The 23,092-nt window shown below is 60.7% G+C and carries 17 protein-coding genes; 5 read left to right on the plus strand and 12 right to left on the minus strand.

All coding sequences use genetic code 11. From position 1 onward, the window contains the following. Positions 1–58 precede the first annotated feature (58 nt). The 5 genes from G3M63_RS04585 to G3M63_RS04605 form a co-directional block, all read right to left on the minus strand. Positions 59–934 carry an ABC transporter ATP-binding protein gene (locus G3M63_RS04585; RefSeq protein ID WP_163981997.1) on the minus strand — a complete coding sequence of 292 codons (876 nt, stop codon included), beginning with the start codon at positions 932–934 and terminating at the stop codon, positions 59–61. Next, entirely contained in the window at positions 931–1,707 is a 777-nt protein-coding gene (locus tag G3M63_RS04590) for an ABC transporter permease (RefSeq protein WP_178101032.1), read from the minus strand. The genes G3M63_RS04585 and G3M63_RS04590 overlap by 4 nt, the downstream gene beginning before the upstream one ends. A 192-nt stretch (positions 1,708–1,899) precedes the next feature. Then, a complete protein-coding gene (locus G3M63_RS04595; RefSeq protein WP_163981998.1) occupies positions 1,900–3,267 on the minus strand; it encodes an ABC transporter substrate-binding protein in 1,368 nt (455 codons plus the stop codon). 374 nt (positions 3,268–3,641) lie between these two features. Continuing rightward, on the minus strand, positions 3,642–6,704 hold the full coding sequence (locus tag G3M63_RS04600; RefSeq protein ID WP_163981999.1) for an efflux RND transporter permease subunit: 3,063 nt from the start codon (positions 6,702–6,704) through the stop codon (positions 3,642–3,644). Next, positions 6,705–7,808: an efflux RND transporter periplasmic adaptor subunit gene (locus tag G3M63_RS04605; RefSeq protein ID WP_163982000.1), complete on the minus strand. Its 1,104-nt coding sequence runs from the start codon at positions 7,806–7,808 to the stop codon at positions 6,705–6,707. Positions 7,809–7,985: 177 nt separating this feature from the next. On the opposite strand from G3M63_RS04605, the gene G3M63_RS04610 reads away from it, so the two are divergent. Further along, the gene (locus G3M63_RS04610) at positions 7,986–8,660 is read left to right on the plus strand and encodes a cytochrome b/b6 domain-containing protein (RefSeq protein WP_163982001.1); all 675 of its coding nucleotides are present in this window, start codon (positions 7,986–7,988) and stop codon (positions 8,658–8,660) included. A gap of 9 nt (positions 8,661–8,669) precedes the next feature. Here the strand turns inward: G3M63_RS04610 and G3M63_RS04615 are convergent, their stop codons facing one another. The 3 genes from G3M63_RS04615 to G3M63_RS04625 form a co-directional block, all read right to left on the minus strand. Continuing rightward, on the minus strand, positions 8,670–9,137 hold the full coding sequence (locus tag G3M63_RS04615; protein WP_163982002.1) for a cytochrome c: 468 nt from the start codon (positions 9,135–9,137) through the stop codon (positions 8,670–8,672). Positions 9,138–9,285: 148 nt separating this feature from the next. Then, positions 9,286–11,046 (minus strand): SulP family inorganic anion transporter, encoded by a 1,761-nt coding sequence (locus G3M63_RS04620; protein WP_163982003.1) that lies wholly within the window; start codon positions 11,044–11,046, stop codon positions 9,286–9,288. Between the two features lie 79 nt (positions 11,047–11,125). Beyond that, positions 11,126–11,452, minus strand: coding sequence for a helix-turn-helix transcriptional regulator (locus G3M63_RS04625; RefSeq protein ID WP_150299950.1), 327 nt, complete (start codon positions 11,450–11,452; stop codon positions 11,126–11,128). Between the two features lie 234 nt (positions 11,453–11,686). Between G3M63_RS04625 and G3M63_RS04630 the strand changes: the two genes are divergently transcribed. From G3M63_RS04630 to G3M63_RS04645, 4 genes are all read left to right on the plus strand, one after another. Further along, positions 11,687–12,460, plus strand: a complete 774-nt coding sequence (locus G3M63_RS04630; protein ID WP_163982004.1) for an SDR family NAD(P)-dependent oxidoreductase — start codon at positions 11,687–11,689, stop codon at positions 12,458–12,460. A gap of 55 nt (positions 12,461–12,515) precedes the next feature. Then, positions 12,516–16,985, plus strand: coding sequence for a PAS domain-containing protein (locus tag G3M63_RS04635; protein ID WP_163982005.1), 4,470 nt, complete (start codon positions 12,516–12,518; stop codon positions 16,983–16,985). A 62-nt stretch (positions 16,986–17,047) separates the two neighbouring features. Beyond that, entirely contained in the window at positions 17,048–17,440 is a 393-nt protein-coding gene (locus G3M63_RS04640) for a response regulator (RefSeq protein WP_163984180.1), read from the plus strand. Continuing rightward, positions 17,427–19,085 (plus strand): diguanylate cyclase, encoded by a 1,659-nt coding sequence (locus tag G3M63_RS04645; protein WP_163982006.1) that lies wholly within the window; start codon positions 17,427–17,429, stop codon positions 19,083–19,085. Before G3M63_RS04640 ends, G3M63_RS04645 begins: the two co-directional genes overlap by 14 nt. A gap of 401 nt (positions 19,086–19,486) precedes the next feature. Here G3M63_RS04645 and G3M63_RS04650 read toward each other — a convergent pair whose 3' ends face one another. The 4 genes from G3M63_RS04650 to G3M63_RS04665 all read right to left on the minus strand — a co-directional run bounded on the left by G3M63_RS04650 (position 19,487) and on the right by G3M63_RS04665 (position 23,081). Then, complete coding sequence (locus G3M63_RS04650; protein ID WP_150299956.1) at positions 19,487–19,690, minus strand: type II toxin-antitoxin system VapB family antitoxin; 204 nt, start codon at positions 19,688–19,690, stop codon at positions 19,487–19,489. A gap of 142 nt (positions 19,691–19,832) precedes the next feature. Further along, positions 19,833–21,491: a GMC family oxidoreductase gene (locus tag G3M63_RS04655; RefSeq protein WP_163982007.1), complete on the minus strand. Its 1,659-nt coding sequence runs from the start codon at positions 21,489–21,491 to the stop codon at positions 19,833–19,835. Beyond that, positions 21,481–22,122 (minus strand): gluconate 2-dehydrogenase subunit 3 family protein, encoded by a 642-nt coding sequence (locus tag G3M63_RS04660; RefSeq protein WP_163982008.1) that lies wholly within the window; start codon positions 22,120–22,122, stop codon positions 21,481–21,483. Before G3M63_RS04660 ends, G3M63_RS04655 begins: the two co-directional genes overlap by 11 nt. Next, positions 22,119–23,081 (minus strand): hypothetical protein, encoded by a 963-nt coding sequence (locus G3M63_RS04665; RefSeq protein WP_163982009.1) that lies wholly within the window; start codon positions 23,079–23,081, stop codon positions 22,119–22,121. Before G3M63_RS04665 ends, G3M63_RS04660 begins: the two co-directional genes overlap by 4 nt. Positions 23,082–23,092: the final 11 nt, after the last annotated feature.

The raw sequence follows: 23,092 nt of genomic DNA on the forward strand, positions 1-23,092 counted from the left end.
TGACATGTCATGTCGAGGAAAAACGCGAACATGGCTGATTGAGCACAAATAGGCATGATCAGCCCGCCTTGTTTTGCTGCTGAAAGGCATTCAGGGTCTGCTCGCGGATCAGCTCCAGGCACTGGCGCTTGAGCACCATGAACTCGGGGCTGGTGAGCAATGCCTGTTCGCGCGGACGCGGCAGCGAGACCTTGATGTCGGCAATGATCCGCCCGGGGCTGGCACTCATCACCACGATGCGATCAGAGAGAAACACTGCCTCATCGATGTCGTGGGTGACGAACACCACGGTGTTGCGGAACTCGCGCCAGATCTCCAGCAGATTCTCCTGCATCATGATCCGCGTCTGCGCATCCAGTGCGCCGAAGGGTTCGTCCATCAGCAATACGCTGGGATAGTTGGCCAACGCCCGGGCGATGCCCACGCGCTGCTGCATGCCACCGGACAAATTGGCTGGGTAGGCATCGGCGAAAGCCGCGAGACCCACCAGCGAAAGAAAGGTGCGCGCCACACTACTGGCCTCCGCGCGGCTGGCACCAGCCATCAGCGGCCCGAAGGCGACGTTGTCCTGCACGCTCTTCCAGGGAAACAGCGAGTGCTGCTGGAATACCATGCCGCGGTCCGGGCCTGGTTCAGTGACCGCCTTGCCATCCACGGTCAGCTCGCCGCGGGTGGGATTGACGAAGCCGGCGATGGCGTTGAGCAGGGTTGACTTGCCGCAGCCCGAAGGCCCCAGCAAACAGACGAACTCGCCTGAGTTGATCTCCAGGTTCGCCTGCTTCACCGCTACGGTGCGGGCGCCCTGGTGGCCGAACTCGATGTCTACGCCACTGACCTTGATGTTGCCGCGGCCGTCCACGTTCCGGGTTGATTTCGCCTTGAGCCGGCTGTGATCCAGCACGGCGAGACGGCTATCGGGGGACACTGCGTTCATACGCGACCTCCTGTGGGCTGCCAGCGCAGCAGCGGGCTGCAGGCCTTGCGTACCAGCAGCGTGCTGAGCGTACCGAGCAGCCCGATGGTGAGCATGCCGATGATGATCTGCGGATACTGGATCAGCGTGTAAGACGTCCAGGTGAAGTAACCGATGCCGTACTGGCCGCTGATGATCTCGCCGGCCAGCAGCGAGAACCAGGCCACGCCCATGGCCACCGCCAGCCCGGTGACGATGCTCGGCATGGCGCCAGGGATGATCACGTGCCAGAGAATCGAGCGGTTGCTGGCACCCAGGCAGCGCGCCGCCCGCACCAGCACACCGCTGGTCTGCTCCACGCCGTGCACGGTGTTGAGCACCACCGGGAACAGTGCGCCGAGGAAGGTGATAAACACGATGCTCGACTGCTCGGTGGGGAGCATCAGGATCGCCAGCGGAATCCAGGCCACCGCCGGGATGGGCCGCAGCAGTTCGATATAGGGCAGGATGATGTCTTCGGCCCACTTCGACCGCCCCATCAACACCCCCAGCGTCACGCCCAGTACGACTGCCAGACCGTATGCAATGGCGATACGCTCCAGGCTGTGCGCGATATGCAGGTAGAACTCGCTACCTGCCAGCTCGCCCATAAAGGCTTCACCTACCTGCAGGGGCTCTGGCACATGCTCGAAGTTGACGAACAGGTTGACGTCATGGGTCGTCGCCAGATGCCAGAACACTACTGCCATGATCAATGCCGCGGTGCGTACCAGGTAACGCTTGCTCTTCTCCATCAAGGCATGACGTGCTGCGATCCGTGCGTGGGCCGCCTGTGCCACATCGTCGGCCTGCTCCTGCGTCTGATCCGGCGCATGGGCTTCAACCGTGGCTTCAGCGTGGGAGTCCGGGGCCAGGTCCGCCGGGTGTGACACCGGTGTGGCCATGGCTGCGTTCGCTTTCATATTCATGTCTCTACTCCTTCAACGTCAGGGCAGCATGGCTACGGTGTTGCCTTTGAGCAGCGCAGTCCCGCCGTGGGTGGCGATATGGGTTTCGGAGTCGGATTTCTTCATGAAGGCCACCACTGAGCCGGCATCGTCGCGTACCAGGTAGGCCGCCTTGCCGAACAGCTTCAGCCCGGTGGTGTTGTCATATATATAAGTGGCGCTGACCTCTTCCCCGGCGGCCTGCGCTGTCTTGGCGGCGGCGAGCATGTCGGCAATGGCGGGGAATCTCTGGATGCCCTTGCCCTCGACCCACATCTCTGCGGCGGGCAGCCCCTGGTTGCCCGGCTGCGGGCTAACAACCTTCTGCACCAGAGCCGGGTAATCCAGGCCGGCGCGGGCATAGGCACGTTTGAGATAGCTGTCATCGATCCAGGCATTGAAATCCAGATCGGGGATCTGCATTTCTTTTTGCAGCAGCGCGTGGTCGTACTTCAGCGCCTCGATCCACTGGGGCTTGATGCTGGCTTCCATGGTGGAAATCCCACCCTGGCTGAAGTAGAGGTAGAGCACCTCCTTCTCGACGCCGGTCCACTCGGACACCTTGGTAGCCGCCAGGACCGGGTCGGACTGAATCCAGTGCTGGGCCTCCAGCGTTGCCATCAGCACGGCCTCAACGATTTCGGGATGCTCCTTGGCAAAAGCCTCGCGTACAACGGTGCCGTGGAAGGTCGGCACGCCGGCCTCGCTACCATCGAAAATCTTGCGGGCAGTACCGCGAAATTCCATGATCTCCGACCAGGGACAGAAATCGGCGTGGGCATCTATGCGGCCTGCGGCGATATTGGCTGCGCCTACCGGCGGTGACTGATTGGCGATCTGTACCTTGTCGAACAGGTCAGCATCGCGCAGCGCCTTCAGCGTCATGCCCCAGGCAGCGCTGCCCACCGGTACGGACAGAGTCTTTCCAGCAAGGTCGGCCAGCGACTGGGCCGGGGAGTCGTAGGGAACGACAATGCCGTTGCCGGTGCCCTTGAGGTTGTAACCGGTCACCGCAATGAAGCGGGTCTGCTGCTTGCCGGTTTCCTGGAATTTGGCGCCGTTGACGATGAGCGGGTAATCACCCATGACGCCGAAGTCGAGCTTGGCCGCCAGCATCTGGTTGGTAATTGGTGGGCCGGAGTCGTAATCCCGGAAAACGATCTTGAACTGCGTATCTTCGTACTGCCCCGTAGTGGGCAAGTGCTTTTCGATGAGGTTGAGCTTCTCCAGAATCACGCCACCGGAAACGGTATTAGTCACCATGCTCTGGTGGCCAATGCCGATCTCCAGAGTCTTTGCCGTCGCTATTTCACCGAACAGAAACGTACTGCTTAGTGCGAGAGCAATCAGGCCTTTTCGGTTCGTCATTGTCTTCACCTTGCCGGTTGGTCAACTTGTATTAACAGGTCATAACGCCTGTCATTACCGTTGCACCGGGCGTGCCAGTTTCCTGCACGCGGTAGCTATCTGACTGTTTTACAAAAGAAACGGAAAAGTCGCTGGAGGAGAGCAGGCGCGGACCGCAAGCTGTCATACCGCCCGGCTTTGGTGCAGCGGAAGAGGGAGGGGCTCAGATGTGAGCAACCGGTCGGTGAGCTTTTATAACAAGTGATGCAAGTGGCCGAACCGAGCCTGCACTGCATTGACGACATCCGCGAGGTGCCAGAATGGAGGAATAGTGACGGATCGATGAAAGGAGCAGGGCAGACAGGAGCCGGCTGACCGGCTCCTGTCCCGGCGAATCAGCGCGCGACCGGCGCGATCCGGTAAAACAGGCTATACAACACCGGCAGTACGACCAGGGTCAGTACCGTGGCAAAGCCCAGGCCGAACATGATTACCACCGCCATACTCTGGAAAAAGCCGTCCGTGAGCAGCGGGGCCATGCCGAGGATGGTGGTCAGGGCGGCCATGGACACCGGGCGGACCCGGCTGATGGCGGAGGCGACCAGCGCATCGTAAGGGTCCCGTCCGCTGTCCAGTTGCAGGCGGATTTCATCCACCAGCACGATGCCGTTCTTCACCAGCATGCCGCTCAGGCTGAGAAAGCCCAGCAGGGCCATGAAGCCGAAGGGGATACCGGTCAGCAAAAAGCCGACGGTGACACCGATGATTGCCAAGGGCACGGTCAACCAGATCACAATGGCGCGCTTGAACGAGTCGAACAGCAGGATGGTGATCAGGAACATCACCAGGTAACCCAGCGGCAAGGAACCGAATACGGCGCGCTTGGCTTTTGTCGAACTCTCAAACTCACCACCCCATTCCAGGTTGTAGCCTCTTGGCAACTCGATCGCTTCAATCCTGGGTTTCAGCCGCTCGAACAGCTGGGCGGCCGTCTCGCCGCTGGTGATTGCCGGATCGGCCTGTACGGTAAGGGTCCGCTTGCGATCGCGACGCATGATAAGCGGGTCTTCCCACTCGGTAACAAAGCCGCTGACCACCTGTTCGATCGGTACATAGGTTGCGCGTCCGTTGCTCCATACCAACAAGTCATCCAGTCCGGAGGCATCCAGACGCTCGTCGGCCGGCGTGCGGGCAACGATGGGCAGCATCCGCGTGCCGTCCCGATACAGACCAACATTCAAGCCACTGAAATTCATTTTCAGCATGCTGTCCATGTCGCGCTTGTCGACGCCCAGTTCACGCGCCTGGGACTCGACGAACTGCGGACGGACCAGCTTGGTCCGCTCGCGCCAGTCATGCATCACCGCATCGGAAACCGGATCCTCACGCATGATAGTGGTCGCCTCGGCGCCCAGCTGACGCAGCACGATCGGGTCGGGCCCGGTAAAGCGCGCCTCGATCTTGCTGTCCGTTCCCGGCCCCAGCATCAACTGCTTGATCTTGGCCTGCACGCCGGGATGCTCATCATGCAGATAGCTGTCGAGCTGCCTGATCAGCGGCTGGATCTGATCACGATTCTCGGTGCGCACCAATAGCTGCGCGTAGTTGGCGTGCCTGCGCTGGGGGAAGTAGGTCAGGATAAAACGCAGCGCTCCCTGGCCGATGGTGGTGCTGACCTGTTGCACACCTTCCTGCTGCAGGACATAACGATCGATCTGCGCAACGATCTCCTCGGTATGACGAATATCGCTGCCCTTCGGAAACCACAGGTCGACGAAGAACATCGGCGTGTTGGACGGAGGAAAGAAGCTCTGGCGTACCTGACTGAAGCCGATGATCGAACCGACCATCAAGACCGCCAATACCACCAGAGTGACTGTGCGCTGACGCAGTGCCAGGCCGAGCATGGCGCGGTACGCAGTAAAAATGATGCCGCGGTAGGGATCCGTCGCTTCAGGCTGGTCCGCACCAGGCGCAGCATCCTTGAACAGCAGGCTGGCAAAAAACGGGGTGAGGGTGATCGCGGTGACCCAGCTGAGAAACAGCGAAATCAGCAGCACCTGGAACAGCGAGATGGTGTATTCGCCGGTCGCGTGGTCGGACAGGCCGATTGGTGCGAAGGCAATGATCGCAATGACCGTGGCGCCCAGCAGCGGCATCATTGTCTGGCTGACGATATTGCGCGCAGCCTGCAAGGTACTCTCACCGCGTTGGCGTCCCACCAATATGCCTTCCACCACGACGATGGCATTGTCCACCAGCATCCCCAGCGCAATCACCAGCGCGCCGAGGGAGATGCGCTGCAGTTCGATGCCCAGTATCTTCATGAAGATAAAAGTGCCCAGCACCGTCAGCGCCAGCACCATACCGATCAGCAATCCGCTGCGCAGCCCCATGAACACCAGCAGAACACAGATAACGATGGCCACCGAGGCGAGGAAATTGAGCACAAAGCCACGCACCGAGCTCTGCACTTCATCCGCCTGGTTGTAGAAAACCGCCATGCGCATCCCCGCCGGACGATCCTGATCCAGCTCCGCCAGGCGCTGCGCTACCGCCTCGCCCACATCCACAACATTGACGTGGGCGGCGAAGGATACGCCCAGTCCCAGCGCCGGCTCGCCAGCGGAGCGATAGAGATTGCCCGGCCGCTCGGTGAAGCCACGACGCACATCGGCGATATCGCCCAGATAGATCCGTTGGCCACTGCCGGGCTCGCTGATGATCAGTTGTTCCAGCTCGCTGACGCTCTGGAATTCACCCGTGGGATGCAAGCGAATCGATTCGCTGCCGACCAGCATGTGGCCTGCGTCCGAGACCACGTTCTGATTGCTGAGTACCTGCTGCAGTCGCTGCGGCGCGATGCCTAGACTGGCGAGACGGGCGCGGGAAATCTCCAGATGGATCTCCTCCTGCGGCGCGCCGGCTACCGATACCTTGGCCACGCCGGGCACCAGTACCAGCTCGCGGCGCAGGTAATCCGCGAAATCGCGTAACTCGGTGAAACTGTAGCCTTCACCGCTGAGCATCATGAAGGTGCCAAACACATCGCCGAAGTCATCGTTGATCTGTGGATCACCTACCCCGGGCGGCAAATTGGGTCGCGCATCGTTGACGTGCCGGCGCATCTCGTCCCAGATCTGTGCCAGCTCCTCCGCGCCGTACTGGCTCTGGATTTCGATGGTGATCTGCGACAGCCCGGCGCTGCTGATGGAGGTAATTTCTTCGATGTAGGGCAGCTGCTGGATGGCATTTTCCAGCGGGTAGGTAACTTCCTCTTCCACCTGCTGCGGGGAGGCACCGGGATAGGGCGTCACCACCATGGCCATTTTCAGGGTGAAGGCGGGATCCTCGAGACGGCCCAGCCCGAGAAAGGCGATCAAGCCGCCAATACCGAGAATCAACGCGATCAGCCAGCTGCTGACCCGGCGGTTGATAAAATAACCGGCAACGTCCATTTACAGTCCCCGCTCGCGTTCCCAGGCCCGCACGCTGCGACCCTCCGACAGCTCTGAACTGCCGACGGCGACGATCTGCTCGCCAGGTTGCAGCCCTTCCAGGATCTCGATGCCATTGCGGGTCAGTTCACCCACCTTCACGTCGCGAGCGCTGACCTTCAGTCCGTCCTCGCTATCGGTGACCACCCAGACCCGGCGCTGATCGGCCGTTCCCGTATCCGGACTGAACACAGCCTCGACCGGGACGGTTACCGACAGTTCACCGCTGTGACGCAGCTTGGCGAAGTCGATAATCACCTTGGCGCTCATGCCCGGCAGCAGGATCAGACCTTCGGGCGGTTGTACGCTCAGGGTGACCTGATAGGTCAGGGTTTTAGGATCCGGCTGACTGGCATGCTCCTTGTAGCGGGCATCGAGGTCGAGATCCGGCAGGTTCTCCATACGCACACGAGGGTGATAATTGGTGACGTTCATATCCCGGCGTAACGAGGACAGCAAATTTTCCGGCACCTGGAACACCACATCCATACTGCCGCCGGCATACAAGGTGGCGATCGGCTGATTGGCCTGCACCACCTGATAACGTTCGACATGGGTGCGCGCCACCAGGCCATCGAAGGGAGCCAGCAAGCGGGTGTAGGCCAGTTGCTGGCGGGACAGTTCAAGTGCCGCCTCGGCTTGATTGAACTGCGCCTGGCGCTCGTCGACTTCCGCCTGCGAGACCATCTTGCGGTCAACCAGCTGCTTCATCCTCTCCAGCTGCGAGCGGGACAGATCGTAGGAAGACTGAGCGTCATTGAGCCGCAAGCGGTAATCGGTGTCGTCCAGCTCGGCCACCAGCTCGCCCTGGGCAATCCGCTGACCTTCACGTACAGCCAGGTTGTGTAATTGTCCTCCGATACGAAAGGACAGCTCGGCTTCCTCGGGTGATTTCAGCCGGGCCGGAAATTCCCGAATCTGATTACTTGCAGGATCGCCCACAGTGAAGATCTTGACCGGACGAGGAGCTTGCTCAGGCTCGGTGGTCTGGTCCGAGCAGGCGGTCGCCAGGGCGGCAACCAGGGATACTGACAGGGCGCGAACCCAGCGGTTGAAACACGACATGAGGTCCATCTTCTTTTGGCGTTGAACGTGCCGCGATTATAGGGCAAAGCGGGCACAATTCAGCAAACATAACGGTGACTGGCAGCAAACCTGGGGCCACGTGACGGGCGCTTCGCTTGCCGACCCAGGTTCCCGCGGTTAGCCTTTCGCATCGTCGATTTCAGGAGTGTCCGTGGTATGCAGGTTCGAGTGTGGGATCTTCCGTTGCGTTTGTTTCACTGGTTGTTGGTCGTGGCCGTTACCGGCTCGTTGGCCACCATCTACCTGGGCGGCACCTGGATGGTCTGGCACGAGCGATTCGGCCTGGCTGTACTGGGTTTGCTGGTGTTTCGGGTGCTCTGGGGGCTGGTTGGCTCGACGCATGCCCGCTTCAGTGATTTTTTCCCCACACCACGTGCTCTGCTTGCGCATTTCCGAGGGCACCAGCAGAGCGCAGGGCACACCCCTGTTGGCGGTTTATCGGTGCTCGCCATGCTGGGCCTGTTCGGCTTTCAGGCGCTGTCGGGTCTGGTGGCGACCGACGATATCGCCTTCACCGGTCCCCTGCGCAGTCTGGTGTCCTCCAGTTTCAGCAACACCCTGAGCAGCTGGCATCGCTGGACCGAGGAGTTGATCTACGTGGTAATTGGGCTGCACATTCTGGCGATCGCTGTTTATCAGCTGCGTGGTAAAAAGCTGGTCGGGGCGATGCTGCACGGGAAAAAGGATGTGAGCGAGCCCGTCTCGGACACCCGCCGTGGCAGCTGGATCGCGCTGCTGGTCGTGCTGATACTCGCAGGACTGGCAGTCTGGGCGGCATCAGGCGCCTGGATTCCGGCACCAGCGCCGGCGCCTGCCACGCCGGCCTGGTAACGGACCCGATTACTTCTGACGGTACTTGTCGTGGCAGGCCTTGCAGGTCTGCCCCACTTCACCAAAGGCGGTGCGTACCTTGCTTTGATCGCCTTCATCAGCCGCAGCAACCAGATTCTCAGCGGCCCGGGTCAGGTCTCCGGAAAGCGTGATGACGTCAGGCGTATTTTCGAACATCTCAGGCTTCACGCGGGTGACCTGGTCGCCCACATTCGTCTCGGTACCCGGACCAAATAGCGCACCCATGCCCGACTTGGAAATGGCGGAAATGGCATTGGCAGCCGCCAGCACCTGGTCCGGGTTGTAGGAGACGGTTTCGTCGATCACCTGCTCCTTGATCTTGCCCATGTTCCAGCCCATGAAGCTGTACCCGGCCTTGCGCAACTTGATCTGATCTTCCGGTGAAACCTCTGCCTGGGCAGTCACGCTGGCTGCCAGCAGAGCGGCGCACAGTGCGCCGGCGATTGCGATCTTCATCCTTACTCCTTATTCAGGGCTGGTTTTACTGTGCATACGCACCGGTACGACCACCGATGAGGCCGAACCGGGACGGATTATAACGACTATACGAAACAAAACTCCGACAGCGCAGGCCTGCGCGGCCCGGTGTCGCAGACCCAACGGATCAATCTTCTTCGGCACGCGCTTCGTTGGCGGCGCGATTGAGCCGGTTCAGCCCACCCAGCGTGTTGAACGCGATGTCAGTACTGGGGAACACCTCACCCACCTGCCCGCTCACCCAGTCGGTCTTGGCCAGCTGATCCATCACCGGCCCTTTAACCTCCGCCAGGTGCACAGTGATATCCCGCTCGGCCAATCCTTCGGTAAGCTCGCTGAGCATATCCAGCCCGGTACCGTCGATATGATTGACCGCCGACATGATCAATAGCATGTGGCGGGTATCGGGATACTCGACCAGTGCCTGCAGCACGCCCTGTTCGATGGCCTTGCTGTTGGCGAAGAAGATGCTTTCATCGACCCGCAGCGCCAGCAGATGCGGCTCGATTTCCACCAGATGGCGGCGGGTACTGCGGAAATACTGGGTGCCCGGCACTCGACCAACGACCGCTACGTGAGGGCGACTGCCGCGCCATAACTGGGAGGCAATCGACAGGCTCACGCCCAGCACGATGCCGCCTTCGATACCGATGAATACCACCCCCAGCGCGGTACTCAGCAGGGTCAGCCCCTCTGCGCGGTCATAGCACCAGGCGCGCCGGAGCCCGGCGATATCAATAAGCGGCGTCACGGCGACCAATATGATGACCGCCAGCACAACCAGCGGCAGACTTGCGAAGAGCGGCGCGATGGTCAACAGGATCAGCGCGATCACGCTGGCAGCGATGACGCCTGCCAGCGGCGTGTTAGCTCCGCCCTCGACATTCACGATCGACCGCGAAAAACCGCCACATACCGCAAAACCACCGGACAAGCCGGCGCTCAGATTAGCTGCGCCCAGGCCGAGTAGCTCGCGGTCGGCATCAATACGTTGGCGTTTGCGCCGCGCCAGCGATTGGGCCAGTGACACGCTCTCGACAAAGCTGACCAGGCTGATCAGCGCGGCAGGCAGAAACAGCGAACGCAGGCTGGCAAAATCCGGCGTCACCCATTGCAGGCTCGGCAGACCGGCGGGCAACTCGCCCACCACGGGCACCCCATGAACCGCCAGGTCAAAACCGAGCGTGACGGCCATTCCCAGCACCACCACCAGTATCGGCGCAAGGCGGGAGGCCAACCGGGAAATATCTGCTCTCATCCCGAGCTGCTGCAGATGCTCGGCCATGCGGCTGCGCGCGTAGATCAGCCACAGCAGCCCCAGCAAACCCATGCCCAGTATCAGCGAATTGATGGGCGTCCAGTTATCGAGCAGGTCCTGTGGGCTGGCGGGCATACCGCCAAGGCCAAACAGATGCGGCAACTGGCTGAGGATGATCAAGATGGAGGCGCCGCTGATGAATCCGCTGATCACCGGATGACTCAAAAAATTGGCGAGAAAGCCCATGCGCAGCAGGCCGAGCACAAACAACATGACGCCTGACAACAAGGCAAGCCAGATCGCCATCTGCAGGTAATGCTCGGTGCCTATCGTAGCCACCGGTGCCAGCAGCGTCGCTGTCATCAAGCCGGTAACGGCGACGGGCCCGACCGACAGATTCATGCTGCTGCCAAACAGGGCATAAGCGATCAGCGGGAGGATGCTGGCGTACAGACCGATCTCCACCGGCAAACCCGCGAGCATCGCATAGGCCATGCTCTGCGGAATAATCATGATGCTGACGATAATTCCGGCGGTAACGTCGCCCCCCAGCCAGGCCTTACGGTAATTGCGCAGCCACGCCAAATAACCATCGCCGCCCGGTGGCTGCAGCCTGGGATTGGTCAACATAGGCGTCTCGCTTGGGGGGCATCAGATACCAGCAACCGTTGCTGCAGGGGAGTCGGGCAAGGCGTCATGCGGGCTATGCTCATCCAGCCTCCGCTGAGCAATACAACCGATACAGGGTATCGATCACTGCCAATGCCTGGGGACTCGCTATACGATAATAGATCTGCTTGCCCTCCCGCCGGGTCTCAACCAGCCCCTCCCGGCGCAGGACGCCCAGCTGCTGCGAGAGGGTCGGCTGCAGAATGCCCAGCTCCGTCTCCAGCTCACCTACGCTGAGTTCGTCCTCGATAATCCGACACAGCAACACCAGACGATCCGGGTTTGCCATGGCTTTCAACAGCCGCTGCGCCTGATCGGCCGCAGCGCGCAGTTTGTCGGTATCCAGGCTTGGTATGGGTTCCTGCATGTAGGTTCCGGTTCCAGTAGGTGCCATGACGCGCATTATTAACTATATGAATAGATAGATTGTAGGCGAATACGCCTTCATCGGCCGTCCGGCCAGGATTATTTTCGCCAATGCGTGAATATATGCCGTTGGGATAAAAGCGAAACTCCCCTGCGCAACGCATGGCCACGTTGCTGCGTTTGGTCGATACTGGCAGGCGTTACCAACAACCAGATTACAGGAGTACCCCATCACATGAGCGCAGACCGTTTCGACCTGACCGGCAAAACCGCATTAATTACGGGTGCCTCCAGCGGGCTGGGCGAACATTTCGCGCGGGTACTGGCTGGCGCCGGTGCGCGGGTTATTGTCGCCGCGCGCCGGGTCGAACGTTTGCAAGCCCTGGTGGCGGATCTGCAGGCGCAGGGTCAGGAGGCGCTGGCCGTTGCGATGGATGTGACCGATTCTGACAGCGTCGATGCCGGCTTCAAACAGGCTGAGCAGGCCTGGGGCGTGGCTGACATCCTGGTCAACAATGCCGGCATCAGCAATCCGGTGCCCTTTCTGGATCTCACCGAAGGCAACTGGCGCAGCATGCTCGACACCAACCTCGACGGTGCCTGGCGCGTGGCGCATCGCGCAACCGTCGCGATGGCCAAGGCAGGCAAGGGCGGCAGCGTGATCAATATCGCATCAATCCTGGGTTTGCGGGTGGGCCCGGCGCTCAGTCATTATGCGGTGGCCAAGGCTGGGGTAGTGCAGCTGACCAAGGCCATGGCGGTGGAACTCGCACGCAATAACATCCGGGTAAATGCGCTGGCACCGGGTTACTTTCGCACCGAGATGAATACCGACTACTTCGATACCGATCAGGGTCAGGACTATATTCGCCGCAAGGTACCTATGCGTCGCCTGGGCGATATGGAAGATCTCAGCGGGCCGCTTTTGCTGCTGGCCAGCGATGCCGGAGCATTCATGACCGGCACTATCATCAATGTCGACGGCGGACATGTGACCAACAGTCTCTGATCCGAGTCTTCCGCTGAATTCATTTCCGCGCCGCGTATTACGGAAACCTTCTTGAATGCTGCCAAAGCTGTTACCCACTAATGAATGCCTGCTGCGCATAACCGGCGCAGCCTTGCTGGGATTGTTGTTCGCCTTCTTCGCCTGGTCCAGCCAGGAGAAACGGGACCAGTCGTGGGACGCGCAGCTCGCCACCCATTCGCAGATGCAGCGTCTGGCGGTGCAACAGTCGCAGCAATCGCTCCGCCGTAAGGCGTTGATGGCAGCCAATAGTGTTTCGGCAGACCCCGATACCCTGCGCCTGATCAGGCGCATCAAGGTACTCGCCGAGCGCGACGGCCTGGACAGCCAGGCAGTCATAACCCTGCGCGCTCAGCTGGAGAGCGACCTGCGGCGTTTCTGGGTTGTGCTCAAGGAATCCGGTGCCGATCAGCTCAATATTCACCTGAGCCCTGGCGTGGTCAGCCTGCTGCGCATGCATCAGTCGGTCGCATGGGGCGATTCGATGGCGACTATCCGGCCCATGGCTGACCGCGTGCAACGCACCGGCATACCGCTTAGCGGTCTGGGTGCGGGACATTACGGCGCGGGCATCCGTGCGATCGTACCGGTGTTCGCCACTGACTATGATGACGAGGAGGTCATTGCCAGTATCGAGGTTGGCTTCGGGCTCGGCTCGGGCCTGCATCAGCTCGATGAAGAGCTGGAATCTGGCCTGGCGGTGTTGGTCAATTCATCGGCGATCAAGGACGTAGTCCTTGATCAGCCCAGCGCGGGTGCGTTCCGGCTCGCGGGCACCGAGTGGCTCATCAATAGCTACTCGCGACCACGTATCCTGCCCTGGCTGCTGGCAGGCGAGCTGCCAACCGATGCGCTGCAAGGCCAGGCGCAGCGCGTCCAGGTCGATGACCGTCATTACCTGCTTACGCCGATTCTGCTACGGCATTTCAGCAATACCGACAATGACGCCCCGCCACATGCGGTCATGCTGGCCTCACGCGATATCACGCCCCTCTGGAACAGTTACCTCAACGGCAAGCGCCTGTCGCCGCTGTACTGGGGCTTCGGTTACCTGGCTGCATTGGCGTTGATGGGCGCGTTGATGTTGGGCACCCGGTTCGTTGTGCGACGTCAGGAGCAGGCCTGGCGGCAAAGCTTGCTGGAAGAGGCGGATCTGCGCGAGGCAAACCGCAAGCTTTCGGAGATTATCGTTGCCACCCAATCGGCCTACATCAACGAGAACAATCTCAACCAGAGCTTCGATCATCTGCTGGAGCAGATCCTCAGAGTGACGGAAAGCCAGTTCGGCTTTGTCGGGCAGGTACTGCGCGACGAACATGGCGAGCCCTATCTGAAGACCCACGCCATTACCAACATTGCCTGGGATGAAGACAGCGCCGCCATATTCCGCGGAAGAGGCCCCCAGGGCATGATCTTTCGTCGGCTGGACACCCTGTTCGGACAGGTTCTGGTAACCGGTGAAGCCTACCTGTCCAACGACGCAGCGTCAGACCCCAATAACAATCGGCTGCCGCCCGGCCATCCGCCGCTGGAAACCTTTGCCGGTCTGCCCATCTACTTCGGCGAAGAAATGATAGGCATGCTTGCCCTGGCCAACCGCAGCAGTGGCTACGACGAGCAGCTCACAGCATTCCTCGCGCCCCTGCTGAGCAGCCTGGGCCAGCTGATTCACGCGCTGGTCAAGGACCGGGAAGAGCGCACCACAGCTCAGCGTCTGGAACACCAACGTCAGGCGCTACGGGCAATGAACGAAATCGCCGGTGTGCCCGAGCCGGATATCACCCGGCAGCTCAAACAGGTTCTGGAGCTGGGCTGTCGCTACCTGGGCATGGACATGGGTATCGTCAGCCATATTCAGGACGAGAATTACCGCGTCGTTGCCGTGCACAGTAAGAACGGGAAAGTAACCGAGGGGCAGCAGTTTCCTCTCGGGACAACCTACTGTGCGCTGACGCTGCAGTACCAGGATGTGCTGGCCATCAATGATATGGAGCAGTCACCTCATAACGACCATCCCTGCTATCGCACCTTTGGTCTGCGCAGCTATATCGCGGTTAGCCTGCAGGTTGGCGACGAGCGCTACGGCACCTTGAATTTCTCTTCATCGGAGCCGCGACCTCACCCCTTCGATGAAACCGACCTGGAATTCGTACGTCTGCTCGGCCCCTGGGTCAGCGAGGCATTGCGACGGGACCTGATGCAACAGGAGCGCGAACAATTGCTGGCGCGCTTCGACAAGCTGACCACACACCTGCCAGGCGTTATCTATCAATATCAACAAGATAGCTCAGGGCACGGCTGGTTCCCCTATTGCAGCCAGGGCCTAGAGGAAATATGCGGCACCAGCACCCAGCAGGCGCAGCAAGATGTCGAGACAGTGCTTTGCAGAATACATGGGGACGATCGTCAGCGCGTCACCGAGAGCATCCAGCTCTCTCGTCAGATGGTTACGGAGTGGCAAGATGAATTCCGCATAAAACACCCCCTTTTCGGCGAGCGCTGGATAGCCGCCATTGCCAGCCCCGAATCCTTGCCCGATGGCACCCTGATCTGGCACGGCTTCGCTGCAGACGTTACCCAGCGCAAACAGATGGAAATGGCTCTGGAGCTGGAACGCGCGCGGCTGGCCAGCATTATTCAGGGCGCCAACCTGGGCACCTGGGAATGGAACGTGCAAACCGGTGAGACTGTTTATAACCAACGCTGGCATAACATCAACGGCCGCACGCCCGCGGACATCCAGGCCACGACGGTGGATGTCTGGCGAGAGCTCATCCACCACGAGGACCGCGGGGAGGCGGATCGCCTGATACAGGCACACCTCAACGGGAAGCTTGAACACATCGATTTCAGATACCGGGTACGGCACAAGGATGGCCACTGGGTCTGGGTTCATGACCGCGGCCAACTCATCAGCCGTGACGCCAACGGCCAGCCGCTCTGGGCCAGTGGAACATGCACGGATATTACCGATGACATGCGACGCGACACGGAAATCCGACAGGCGCGGGCGTTTCTCAGGGCCGTTATCGATGCTTCCACCGAGGTGGCGGTGGTCACGACAGATCTGGAAGGCAGTATTACCCTGTTCAACACCGGTGCCTGCAAACTGCTCGGCTACAACGCCGATGAGATGATCGGCAAGCGCACACCGGTAAGCTACCACCTGGATAGCGAACTGGAGCGGCGGGCGCAAATACTCAGCACCGAGCTTGGCTATGCCGTGGACCACCGCGAAGCGCTATTGGCCAATGCGCGCCGCGGCAAACCGGAAACCCTGCCCTGGACCTATATCAACAAGAACGGCAGTCAGCGGCTGGTCAACCTGACCGTGACCGGCATCCGCGATCAGAATAATGAGTTGACCGGCTTCCTTGGCGTTGCCACGGATATCACCGAACTCATCCAGGCAACCCGCGAGCTGCAGCGCAGCGAAGCCCGTTTCCGCAACATGGTGAGTAATCTGCCCGGAGCGGTCTATCGCTGCGCGGCGGATGAGCATTGGACCGTCACCTATCTGAGCGATGAAATCGAAGTGATCACCGGTTATCCGGCAGAGGATTTCGTCAACAGCCAGGTGCGCAGTTACGTCAGCATTATTCACCCCGAAGACACACCGCGTAATCGAGGCGGGGCGGCGAACCTGGCCCAGGGCGAAAGCTTCGAGCTGACCTATCGAATCGTTCACGCCCAGGGCCATGAAATCTGGGTGCGCGACAAGGGCCGCGGCGAATACGACAGCGAGGGCCAACTGCTGTGGATCAGCGGCTTTGTTTGGGACGTCACCGAGCGCTACCGGATTGAACAGATGAAATCGGAGTTCGTCTCCACCGTCAGCCATGAGCTACGCACACCGCTAACGGCCATCAGCGGTGCATTGGGCCTGATCGAAGGCGGCGCGCTGGGCGAGTTGCCTGCGCCGATGCACAAGATGCTGGCCATTGCTTCGAACAACAGCCGCACCCTGACCCATCTGGTGAACGATCTGCTGGACCTGGACAAGCTGGCGGTCAATCGAATGCATTTCGACATGCAACATGTACCGCTGCAGCCATTGCTGGAGCAGGCGCTGGATGCAAACCGTAGCTACGCTGACCAGTTCGATGTCACGCTGCGCTGTGGTCAGGTAGATCCGGTACTGGTCCACGCCGATCCGCGCCGGCTGGCCCAGGTACTGGCCAACTACCTTTCCAATGCGGCCAAGTTTTCCCATCAGGGCGGTACCGTTACCCTTGATGCCCGTTACGCTGAGGGTCGTGTTTGCATCAGCGTCGTCGATGAAGGTGAAGGCATACCGCAGGAAGCCCACGCCCGGTTGTTCGAGCGTTTCTCCCAGGTCGACAGTTCAACGACCCGGCGGCGCGGCGGAACGGGATTGGGGCTCGCCGTGACCAAAGACCTGGTGGAGCATATGGGCGGGCAGGTCGGGTTCGAATCCGAACCTGGCAAAGGCTCGGTGTTCTGGTGCGAGCTGGCTGCAGAACCGACCGACGGAAGTGAAACCTGATGGACACTGATCAGCTGCAACGCAGCACGGATGCAGGCGGAGTCACCGCTGGAGCCCCTTACATGAAACAGCTTGAACGTATCCTGCACATTGAAGACGACGTATCGATTCAGGAAATTGCTCGGGTCACCCTGGAAGTTCTCGGCGGCTTCACCGTCAGGACCTGCGCCTCCGGGGCCGCAGGCCTGGCCGCCGTGGAGCACTTCCAGCCGGATCTCATCCTGCTGGATGTGATGATGCCCGAAATGGACGGGCCGGAAACGCTGCGCCAACTCGAACAGATGCAAGTGCTCGACAGCTGTCCGCTGGTGTTCATGACCGCCAAGATGCAACCCGAGGAGATCGACGAATACAAGCGCCTGGGCGCCGCCGACGTTATTGTCAAACCGTTCGACCCCATGGCGCTGTCTGACCAACTACGACAGGTCTGGGAGGCTTGGCATGGACAAGGCTGAACAACTTCGCCAGCAGCTGGCGATCCTTGCAGATGGCTTTCGCGAGCGTCTGGATACCGAACTCCCCGCGCTGGAACAGTTGGTACATGAGCTGCCCGACACATGGCAATCTGCTTCAGACTCGCTGCAGTATATTCGCGAACAGCTGCACAAGTTGGCCGGTGCGGCGGGCACCTTTGGTTACCCGGCCCTGGGCGCGCGCGCGCGCGAGCTGGAACTCTATGTCCGCGAGCTGAAGGAACGCGAGCAATGCGACAGCATGTCACGGCAGACCCTGATCGAAGGTTTCAGTCAACTGGCCCTGCTGCGACGCAACGAAACGCAAGAGTCGCCGGTCGCTCCGCCGCAACCCGCTGATGAGCGCATCGATCGTCCGCACTGCATTCATGTTCTTGAGCACGACGATCAGTTCGCCAATCGTCTGTGTCATACCCTGGAGAGCTTTGGCTATCAGGTGGTGCTTCACACCCAGACAAGTGAACTCCTGCATGCCTTGAAGGGGGCTGAAGCAGATGCGCTGATTCTAAATATCAGCCCCGATGCCCAGAACAGCGACTTGCTCGGGAAGCTCCAGGAAATTCAGGCACAACGCACCATGGCTTTGCCGTTGCTCCTGATCAGCGACAACGAGGATTTCGAACTTCAGTTGAGCGCCGTGCGCGCTGGTGCCCAGGGGCTGTTCACCCGACCGGTGGATCTGGCGAAGCTGGAAGACCGACTCGAGCGCTGCTTCAACAATCTGCTAAGCGAGCCGTTCCGCATCCTGTTGGTCGATGACGATGAAACCCTGGCGCAGCGGTATCAGGCGGTGCTGAACAACGCGGCCATGCGCGTGGAGATCGTCAATGATCCGCGCAGGCTGCTCGAGCAGATGGATGCCTTCATGCCGGATGTGATCCTCATGGATATCAATATGCCGGACTATTCGGGGCCCGAGCTGGCGCAGATCATCCGTCTGGACGACAACTGGTTACGCGTACCGGTGGTGTATCTGTCTGCCGAGACCGACGTTACCCGGCAGAAGGATGCCCTGCTCAAGGCCGGGGACGATTTCATCACCAAGCCGATTTCCGACAATGCTCTGGTCAATGCCGTGTATTCCCGCGCCCAGCGCGCCAGGCTGCTCAGCCAGGCGTTGGCGCGCGACAGTCTGACCGGCCTGCTCAAACACGCCGACATCAAGGAGCAGGTGGAAATCGAACTGGAGCGCGCTTGCCGCACGCACCGCCCGGTGAGCATCGCCATGATCGACATCGATCACTTCAAATCGGTCAACGATCAGCACGGGCACGCGGTGGGCGACAGCGTGATTCGCGCGCTGGCCAACCTGTTGCGCCAGCGCCTGCGCAAGATCGACCGTCTGGGGCGCTATGGCGGCGAGGAGTTCGTCGCGGTGTTGCCCGATTGTCACGCGGCAGACGCCAAGCGCATCCTCGATGAGATCCGCGTTGCTTTCAACGAACTGCAATTCAGCGGCAGCAATGGCCTGTTCCGCTGCAGTTTCAGCGCCGGTATCAGCGCCTGCCAGGCACCACTGTGGGAGCCCCGTGAGCAGCTGGAACGCGCCGATGCCAAGCTGTACCTGGCGAAATCGCAGGGCCGCAACTGTGTGATCGCTGCGGCCGAGCGGCCTGATGCTGTCTGAACAGAGTTTCGAGGAGGTTCTGGTTTGCTTAATGAATCGGCCGGTGCATAACGCCGAATCGTTCTGCCATAGCGCACAACCGCTTATCCAGCGTCCAGATTTGCGCCCCAGGCGTGACCAGGGTCGAAGCAAGCAGCATTAAATCGACAAGGCCACAACCCATGCCATACAAACGTTCACGCTGGATAAAATCTACGGTTTCCTGAACGCTAGCTTGTTGAGCCTGTTCAGCCTACCAAGCCAGGACAGAGTCTGGTTGCGACTCGGAGGGGTCCCGCAGGCAATTTCACCAACGATTAGCCGATGCGTTAATACCTGATCAAACTCAAGAAGACGAACCAGGGCATCGTTGCCGTGACGAAAGTGATCGACCCAAACCGATGTGTCGACTATCACCTCGCTCAATCTGGAGCCTCCACGCTGCGCCGGGGGATATCCTGCATTTCGGGCATGGTTGCGCCAAGCGCTGCGAGTCGCTTGGCCGATTGGACTCGAATGAAGGTCTTCACTGCCTCTCTGAAAAGCTCATTCCTATCCATCGCCGGATCGGCAACTTCCAGCGCCTCTTCGTACAATGCGTCATCAATCGTAACGGTTGTTCTCATCTGGAATCCTCATTACATCAATATTGATGCCATCATGCATAATGAAGAGACAAACAAGACCGCGCGTCAATACTCACCACATTCCAGAAGCTCCAAGTGCGCGAAGAGCTGACCGAGCTGTGCAGGGATTTGATAGAGCCGCTTAGAGCTCTCCGCGCCGCGCCATGTCGCCTATGCGGTCAGCCGTGCGGCAGGCGATGGCCTGGATGGTGAGTGACGGATTAACGCCGCCGGAAGTTGGAAATACCGAACCGTCGCAGATCCACAGATTGCGGATATCCCAGCTGCGGCAATCGGCGTTGACCACGCTGGTGCGTGGGTCATTGCCCATTCTGGCGGTGCCCATCAGATGCGCGGTGCCCTCGGTCTCGGACCATATCTCGCGTGCGTCGATGCCTTCCAGACCGCCACGCAAAAAACGCATCGCATGATTGATCAACCGCAGATCGTTATCGCAGAAGGAATAACTGACGCGCGCGATGGGCAAGCCGTAGGCATCGCGCTCGTCTGCCAGGCTGACCCTGTTGCGTTCCTGGGGCAGCGTCTCGCCGACAATCTTCAGGCCCACCTGATGATTGTACTTCTCCATCTCATCAACCAGCGCCTGGCCCCACAGACCGCGATTGCCGACCTGGGTTTCGGCCCAGGCGGCCGGCAGCGGCCCCTGACTCATGAAGGCATAACCACCGAAGAAGTCCTTATTGTCGTCGCAGTAGTTCCAGTGTTCGCTGATAGCCAGTGAAGGTGGGCCCTTGTACCAGCGGATTTCGTCGTCGACCAGCCCCCAGGCCGCCTGGTTGCTGTGCACCATCAGATTCTTGCCGACCAGTCCTGAGCTATTGGCCAGCCCATCCGGATAACGCGGGCAGGCCGAATTAAGCAAAAGCCGGGGCGTTTCAATGGCGTAGCCGGCTACCACCACATGACGGGCGCGCTGGAAATGCCAGCTGCCATCCCGGTGATAATGCACACCACTGGCCAGGCCGTCCGGCGCGGTCTCGATGCGTCCGACCATAGCCAGGTCGCGCACCTCAGCGCCGGCTTTCAGCGCCCGTGGTAGCCAGGTATTGAGGACGCTCTGTTTGGCATTGGTCGAGCAACCCGTCACACAGAACCCCCGGTAGACACAGGGCGGCGCCTGCTCGCGCGGTGCCGACAACGTCGCCAACGGCGTCGATGTCCAGTCGATGCCTTGCGCTTCACAGGCGCGCGCCAAGGCCAGCGCCGAGGCGTTGAGCTCGTGTTGGCGATAGGGATAGCGCGGACGCTTGGGTCCCCACGGATAGCGGACCGGACCCGAAATACCCAGCTCCTGCTCGACTTCACGGTAGTAATGCCACATGTCTTGCCAGTCAATCGGCCAATCGACGCCGTAGCCCAACAGACTGCGCGATCTGAACCATTCAGGACGGAACCGCAGCGATACCATGGCGTAATGCACAGTACTGCCGCCAACGGCCTTGCCACTGTTATTGGTGCCGAGCACCAGCGGGTTATCGCCGCTGCATACCCGCTCATCGGTCCAGAACAGCTTCTGCTGATGTTCTTCATCGGAGGCGAATTCCGACAGCGGCCGCCACCATGCGCCGGCGTCGAAGGCCACCACTGAAAAACCTGCCTCGGCGAGTTTCGCAGCCAGCGTACCGCCGCCCGCGCCCGTACCGACGATGGCGAAATCCACCGGCTCGTCGAGCGGATACTCGCGCATCGGCACCCAACCGGTCGGGCTGAACACATCCGGCGCGCGTCCGCCACGGCCACGCGGTGTTTCCAGCGCCTCGAGATACAACTCAGCGGACATGGCGATTCAACTCCCGCGCTCTGGATTCAGCCCCCGGCCTGGCTTCAGCGGGTTCCCAGGCGTCACGGTGATTGGCGCCCAGACGTACATAGCCCCGGGGCGCTGCGGGACCGCCGAACCCTACTTCATTCCAGGCTACGGGGTGGCGGTAATAGGCGGCGGTGATGTCGTGCGCCAGACGCAGACTGAAAAACAAGCGAGACGGCATGCCCTGCCAGGCAGGGTGAACCAGGTCGCCGGCCTGCGCATCGGCTAACAGCTCGTCCTGTTGCGTGCGGCTCAGCTCGGCGAAGCCTTCAGCATGGCGATCCAGCGCTTCGGCATCCAGCGCGGCCAGGCCGATGCGCCAGGCTTGCCGGAACGGGGGCAGTCGCGCGTCCCGATAGCCGTCACCGTGGTCGGCAAGCAAGCGCGCGTCAATCAGCGCCGCCAGGGGTACCTCGGGCCGATTCTGCGGTTGCGGTACGACACAGGCACAGAGCGCACACAAAATGGTCCATTGCGTGGCGTCCAGAAACCGCGGCTCACGCGGAATGGCCAGACGCGCGTCCACAATCTGTCGGGTCACGTCGTTCCAGGATGGCCCGCCCCGTTTGGACTGCACGTCGTATTCGGGGTATCGCCGGCTCATGGCGCCAGCTCCCGGTCATCTTCCAGCAAGGTATGCGCGGCCAGCCCGGCGAATGCCAGACCGGTGAAGCTCGGCGGAGCCGGCAAGGGCGGGCCCGCTTGCAGGTTCTGTCGCCAGTTGCGCCAACCGCCGTGGTTGCGGGCAATACCCAGGGCATGGAAACCCGCGCCCGCAAGCCCCATTACCGCAGTGAAACGCAGGACCAATCGGGACAACCAACGCAACCGGCCGTATGCCGGACCCGCCGCTACGGTGGCGACCAGCAGGCCGGCGGCCAATGGGGGAGCGCTTACCGGAATGTACATTGCCGGGTTCTGAAAGGCGCCGCGAAAATGCAACAGACCAGCCTCCAGTGCCGTGCCGAGCAACCCGGCCGCAGCCATCAACCCCACCGATTGGCCAACCGGCAAGCCGAATATCCGCGGGATAAAGTCCTGTGTCTCACCACGCAGGCGCTCGGAGAAGTAACCCAGTACTCCGGACAAAACCAACGCAGAGGGTGCACCAACAGGCGCCGCGTAGAACAGATTACTCCAGCTCAACCGGCCCGGACGCTTGCCGATGTTGTAGAGATGGAATGCGGTCCCGGCCAGACCGGTTCCTATCGTGCCGACGTAAACGGCGTTGCGCAGCGGGTTATTGCCAGCGCGGGGATCCTGCTGCCCCTGCCCGCTTATCACCAGCGAGAGCACCGAGGTCACTAGCGGCGTGTACATTGCGCGATTCTGGAAATCACCGCGGTAGTGTTCCATCGCGCTGTCCGCCGCCACGGAGAACGCCAGCAAACCTGCGCCACGGTTCAGCGTGTGCGCCGCATCCAGCATGACGTGTTCCCGCCCGTGGGTATGCAGCAGCCGGCCCCGTCCGGGTCGCTCATGTTTCTGCCAGAGCAGTGAAGCCAGACTCAAAAGCGTAGTGACGCCGACTGCCAGCGCCCTGAGCTGCGTTCTGGAGAACATCGCGACTCCTT

This window comes from Pseudomonas sp. OIL-1 (assembly GCF_010669185.1).
Lineage (GTDB): Bacteria > Pseudomonadota > Gammaproteobacteria > Pseudomonadales > Pseudomonadaceae > Halopseudomonas > Halopseudomonas profundi.

What these genes read in the sequence shown, in the direction of transcription:
- G3M63_RS04605 (WP_163982000.1), bottom strand. Translation starts at nt 7,808, where the DNA reads ATGTCGTGTTTCAACCGCTGGGTTCGCGCCCTGTCAGTATCCCTGGTT.
- G3M63_RS04600 (WP_163981999.1), bottom strand. Translation starts at nt 6,704, where the DNA reads ATGGACGTTGCCGGTTATTTTATCAACCGCCGGGTCAGCAGCTGGCTG.
- G3M63_RS04650 (WP_150299956.1), bottom strand. Translation starts at nt 19,690, where the DNA reads ATGAGAACAACCGTTACGATTGATGACGCATTGTACGAAGAGGCGCTG.
- G3M63_RS04660 (WP_163982008.1), bottom strand. Translation starts at nt 22,122, where the DNA reads ATGAGCCGGCGATACCCCGAATACGACGTGCAGTCCAAACGGGGCGGG.
- G3M63_RS04635 (WP_163982005.1), top strand. Translation starts at nt 12,516, where the DNA reads ATGCTGCCAAAGCTGTTACCCACTAATGAATGCCTGCTGCGCATAACC.
- G3M63_RS04640 (WP_163984180.1), top strand. Translation starts at nt 17,048, where the DNA reads ATGAAACAGCTTGAACGTATCCTGCACATTGAAGACGACGTATCGATT.
- G3M63_RS04615 (WP_163982002.1), bottom strand. Translation starts at nt 9,137, where the DNA reads ATGAAGATCGCAATCGCCGGCGCACTGTGCGCCGCTCTGCTGGCAGCC.
- G3M63_RS04655 (WP_163982007.1), bottom strand. Translation starts at nt 21,491, where the DNA reads ATGTCCGCTGAGTTGTATCTCGAGGCGCTGGAAACACCGCGTGGCCGT.
- G3M63_RS04645 (WP_163982006.1), top strand. Translation starts at nt 17,427, where the DNA reads ATGGACAAGGCTGAACAACTTCGCCAGCAGCTGGCGATCCTTGCAGAT.
- G3M63_RS04665 (WP_163982009.1), bottom strand. Translation starts at nt 23,081, where the DNA reads ATGTTCTCCAGAACGCAGCTCAGGGCGCTGGCAGTCGGCGTCACTACG.
- G3M63_RS04620 (WP_163982003.1), bottom strand. Translation starts at nt 11,046, where the DNA reads ATGTTGACCAATCCCAGGCTGCAGCCACCGGGCGGCGATGGTTATTTG.
- G3M63_RS04590 (WP_178101032.1), bottom strand. Translation starts at nt 1,707, where the DNA reads ATGGAGAAGAGCAAGCGTTACCTGGTACGCACCGCGGCATTGATCATG.
- G3M63_RS04630 (WP_163982004.1), top strand. Translation starts at nt 11,687, where the DNA reads ATGAGCGCAGACCGTTTCGACCTGACCGGCAAAACCGCATTAATTACG.
- G3M63_RS04625 (WP_150299950.1), bottom strand. Translation starts at nt 11,452, where the DNA reads ATGCAGGAACCCATACCAAGCCTGGATACCGACAAACTGCGCGCTGCG.
- G3M63_RS04610 (WP_163982001.1), top strand. Translation starts at nt 7,986, where the DNA reads ATGCAGGTTCGAGTGTGGGATCTTCCGTTGCGTTTGTTTCACTGGTTG.
- G3M63_RS04585 (WP_163981997.1), bottom strand. Translation starts at nt 934, where the DNA reads ATGAACGCAGTGTCCCCCGATAGCCGTCTCGCCGTGCTGGATCACAGC.
- G3M63_RS04595 (WP_163981998.1), bottom strand. Translation starts at nt 3,267, where the DNA reads ATGACGAACCGAAAAGGCCTGATTGCTCTCGCACTAAGCAGTACGTTT.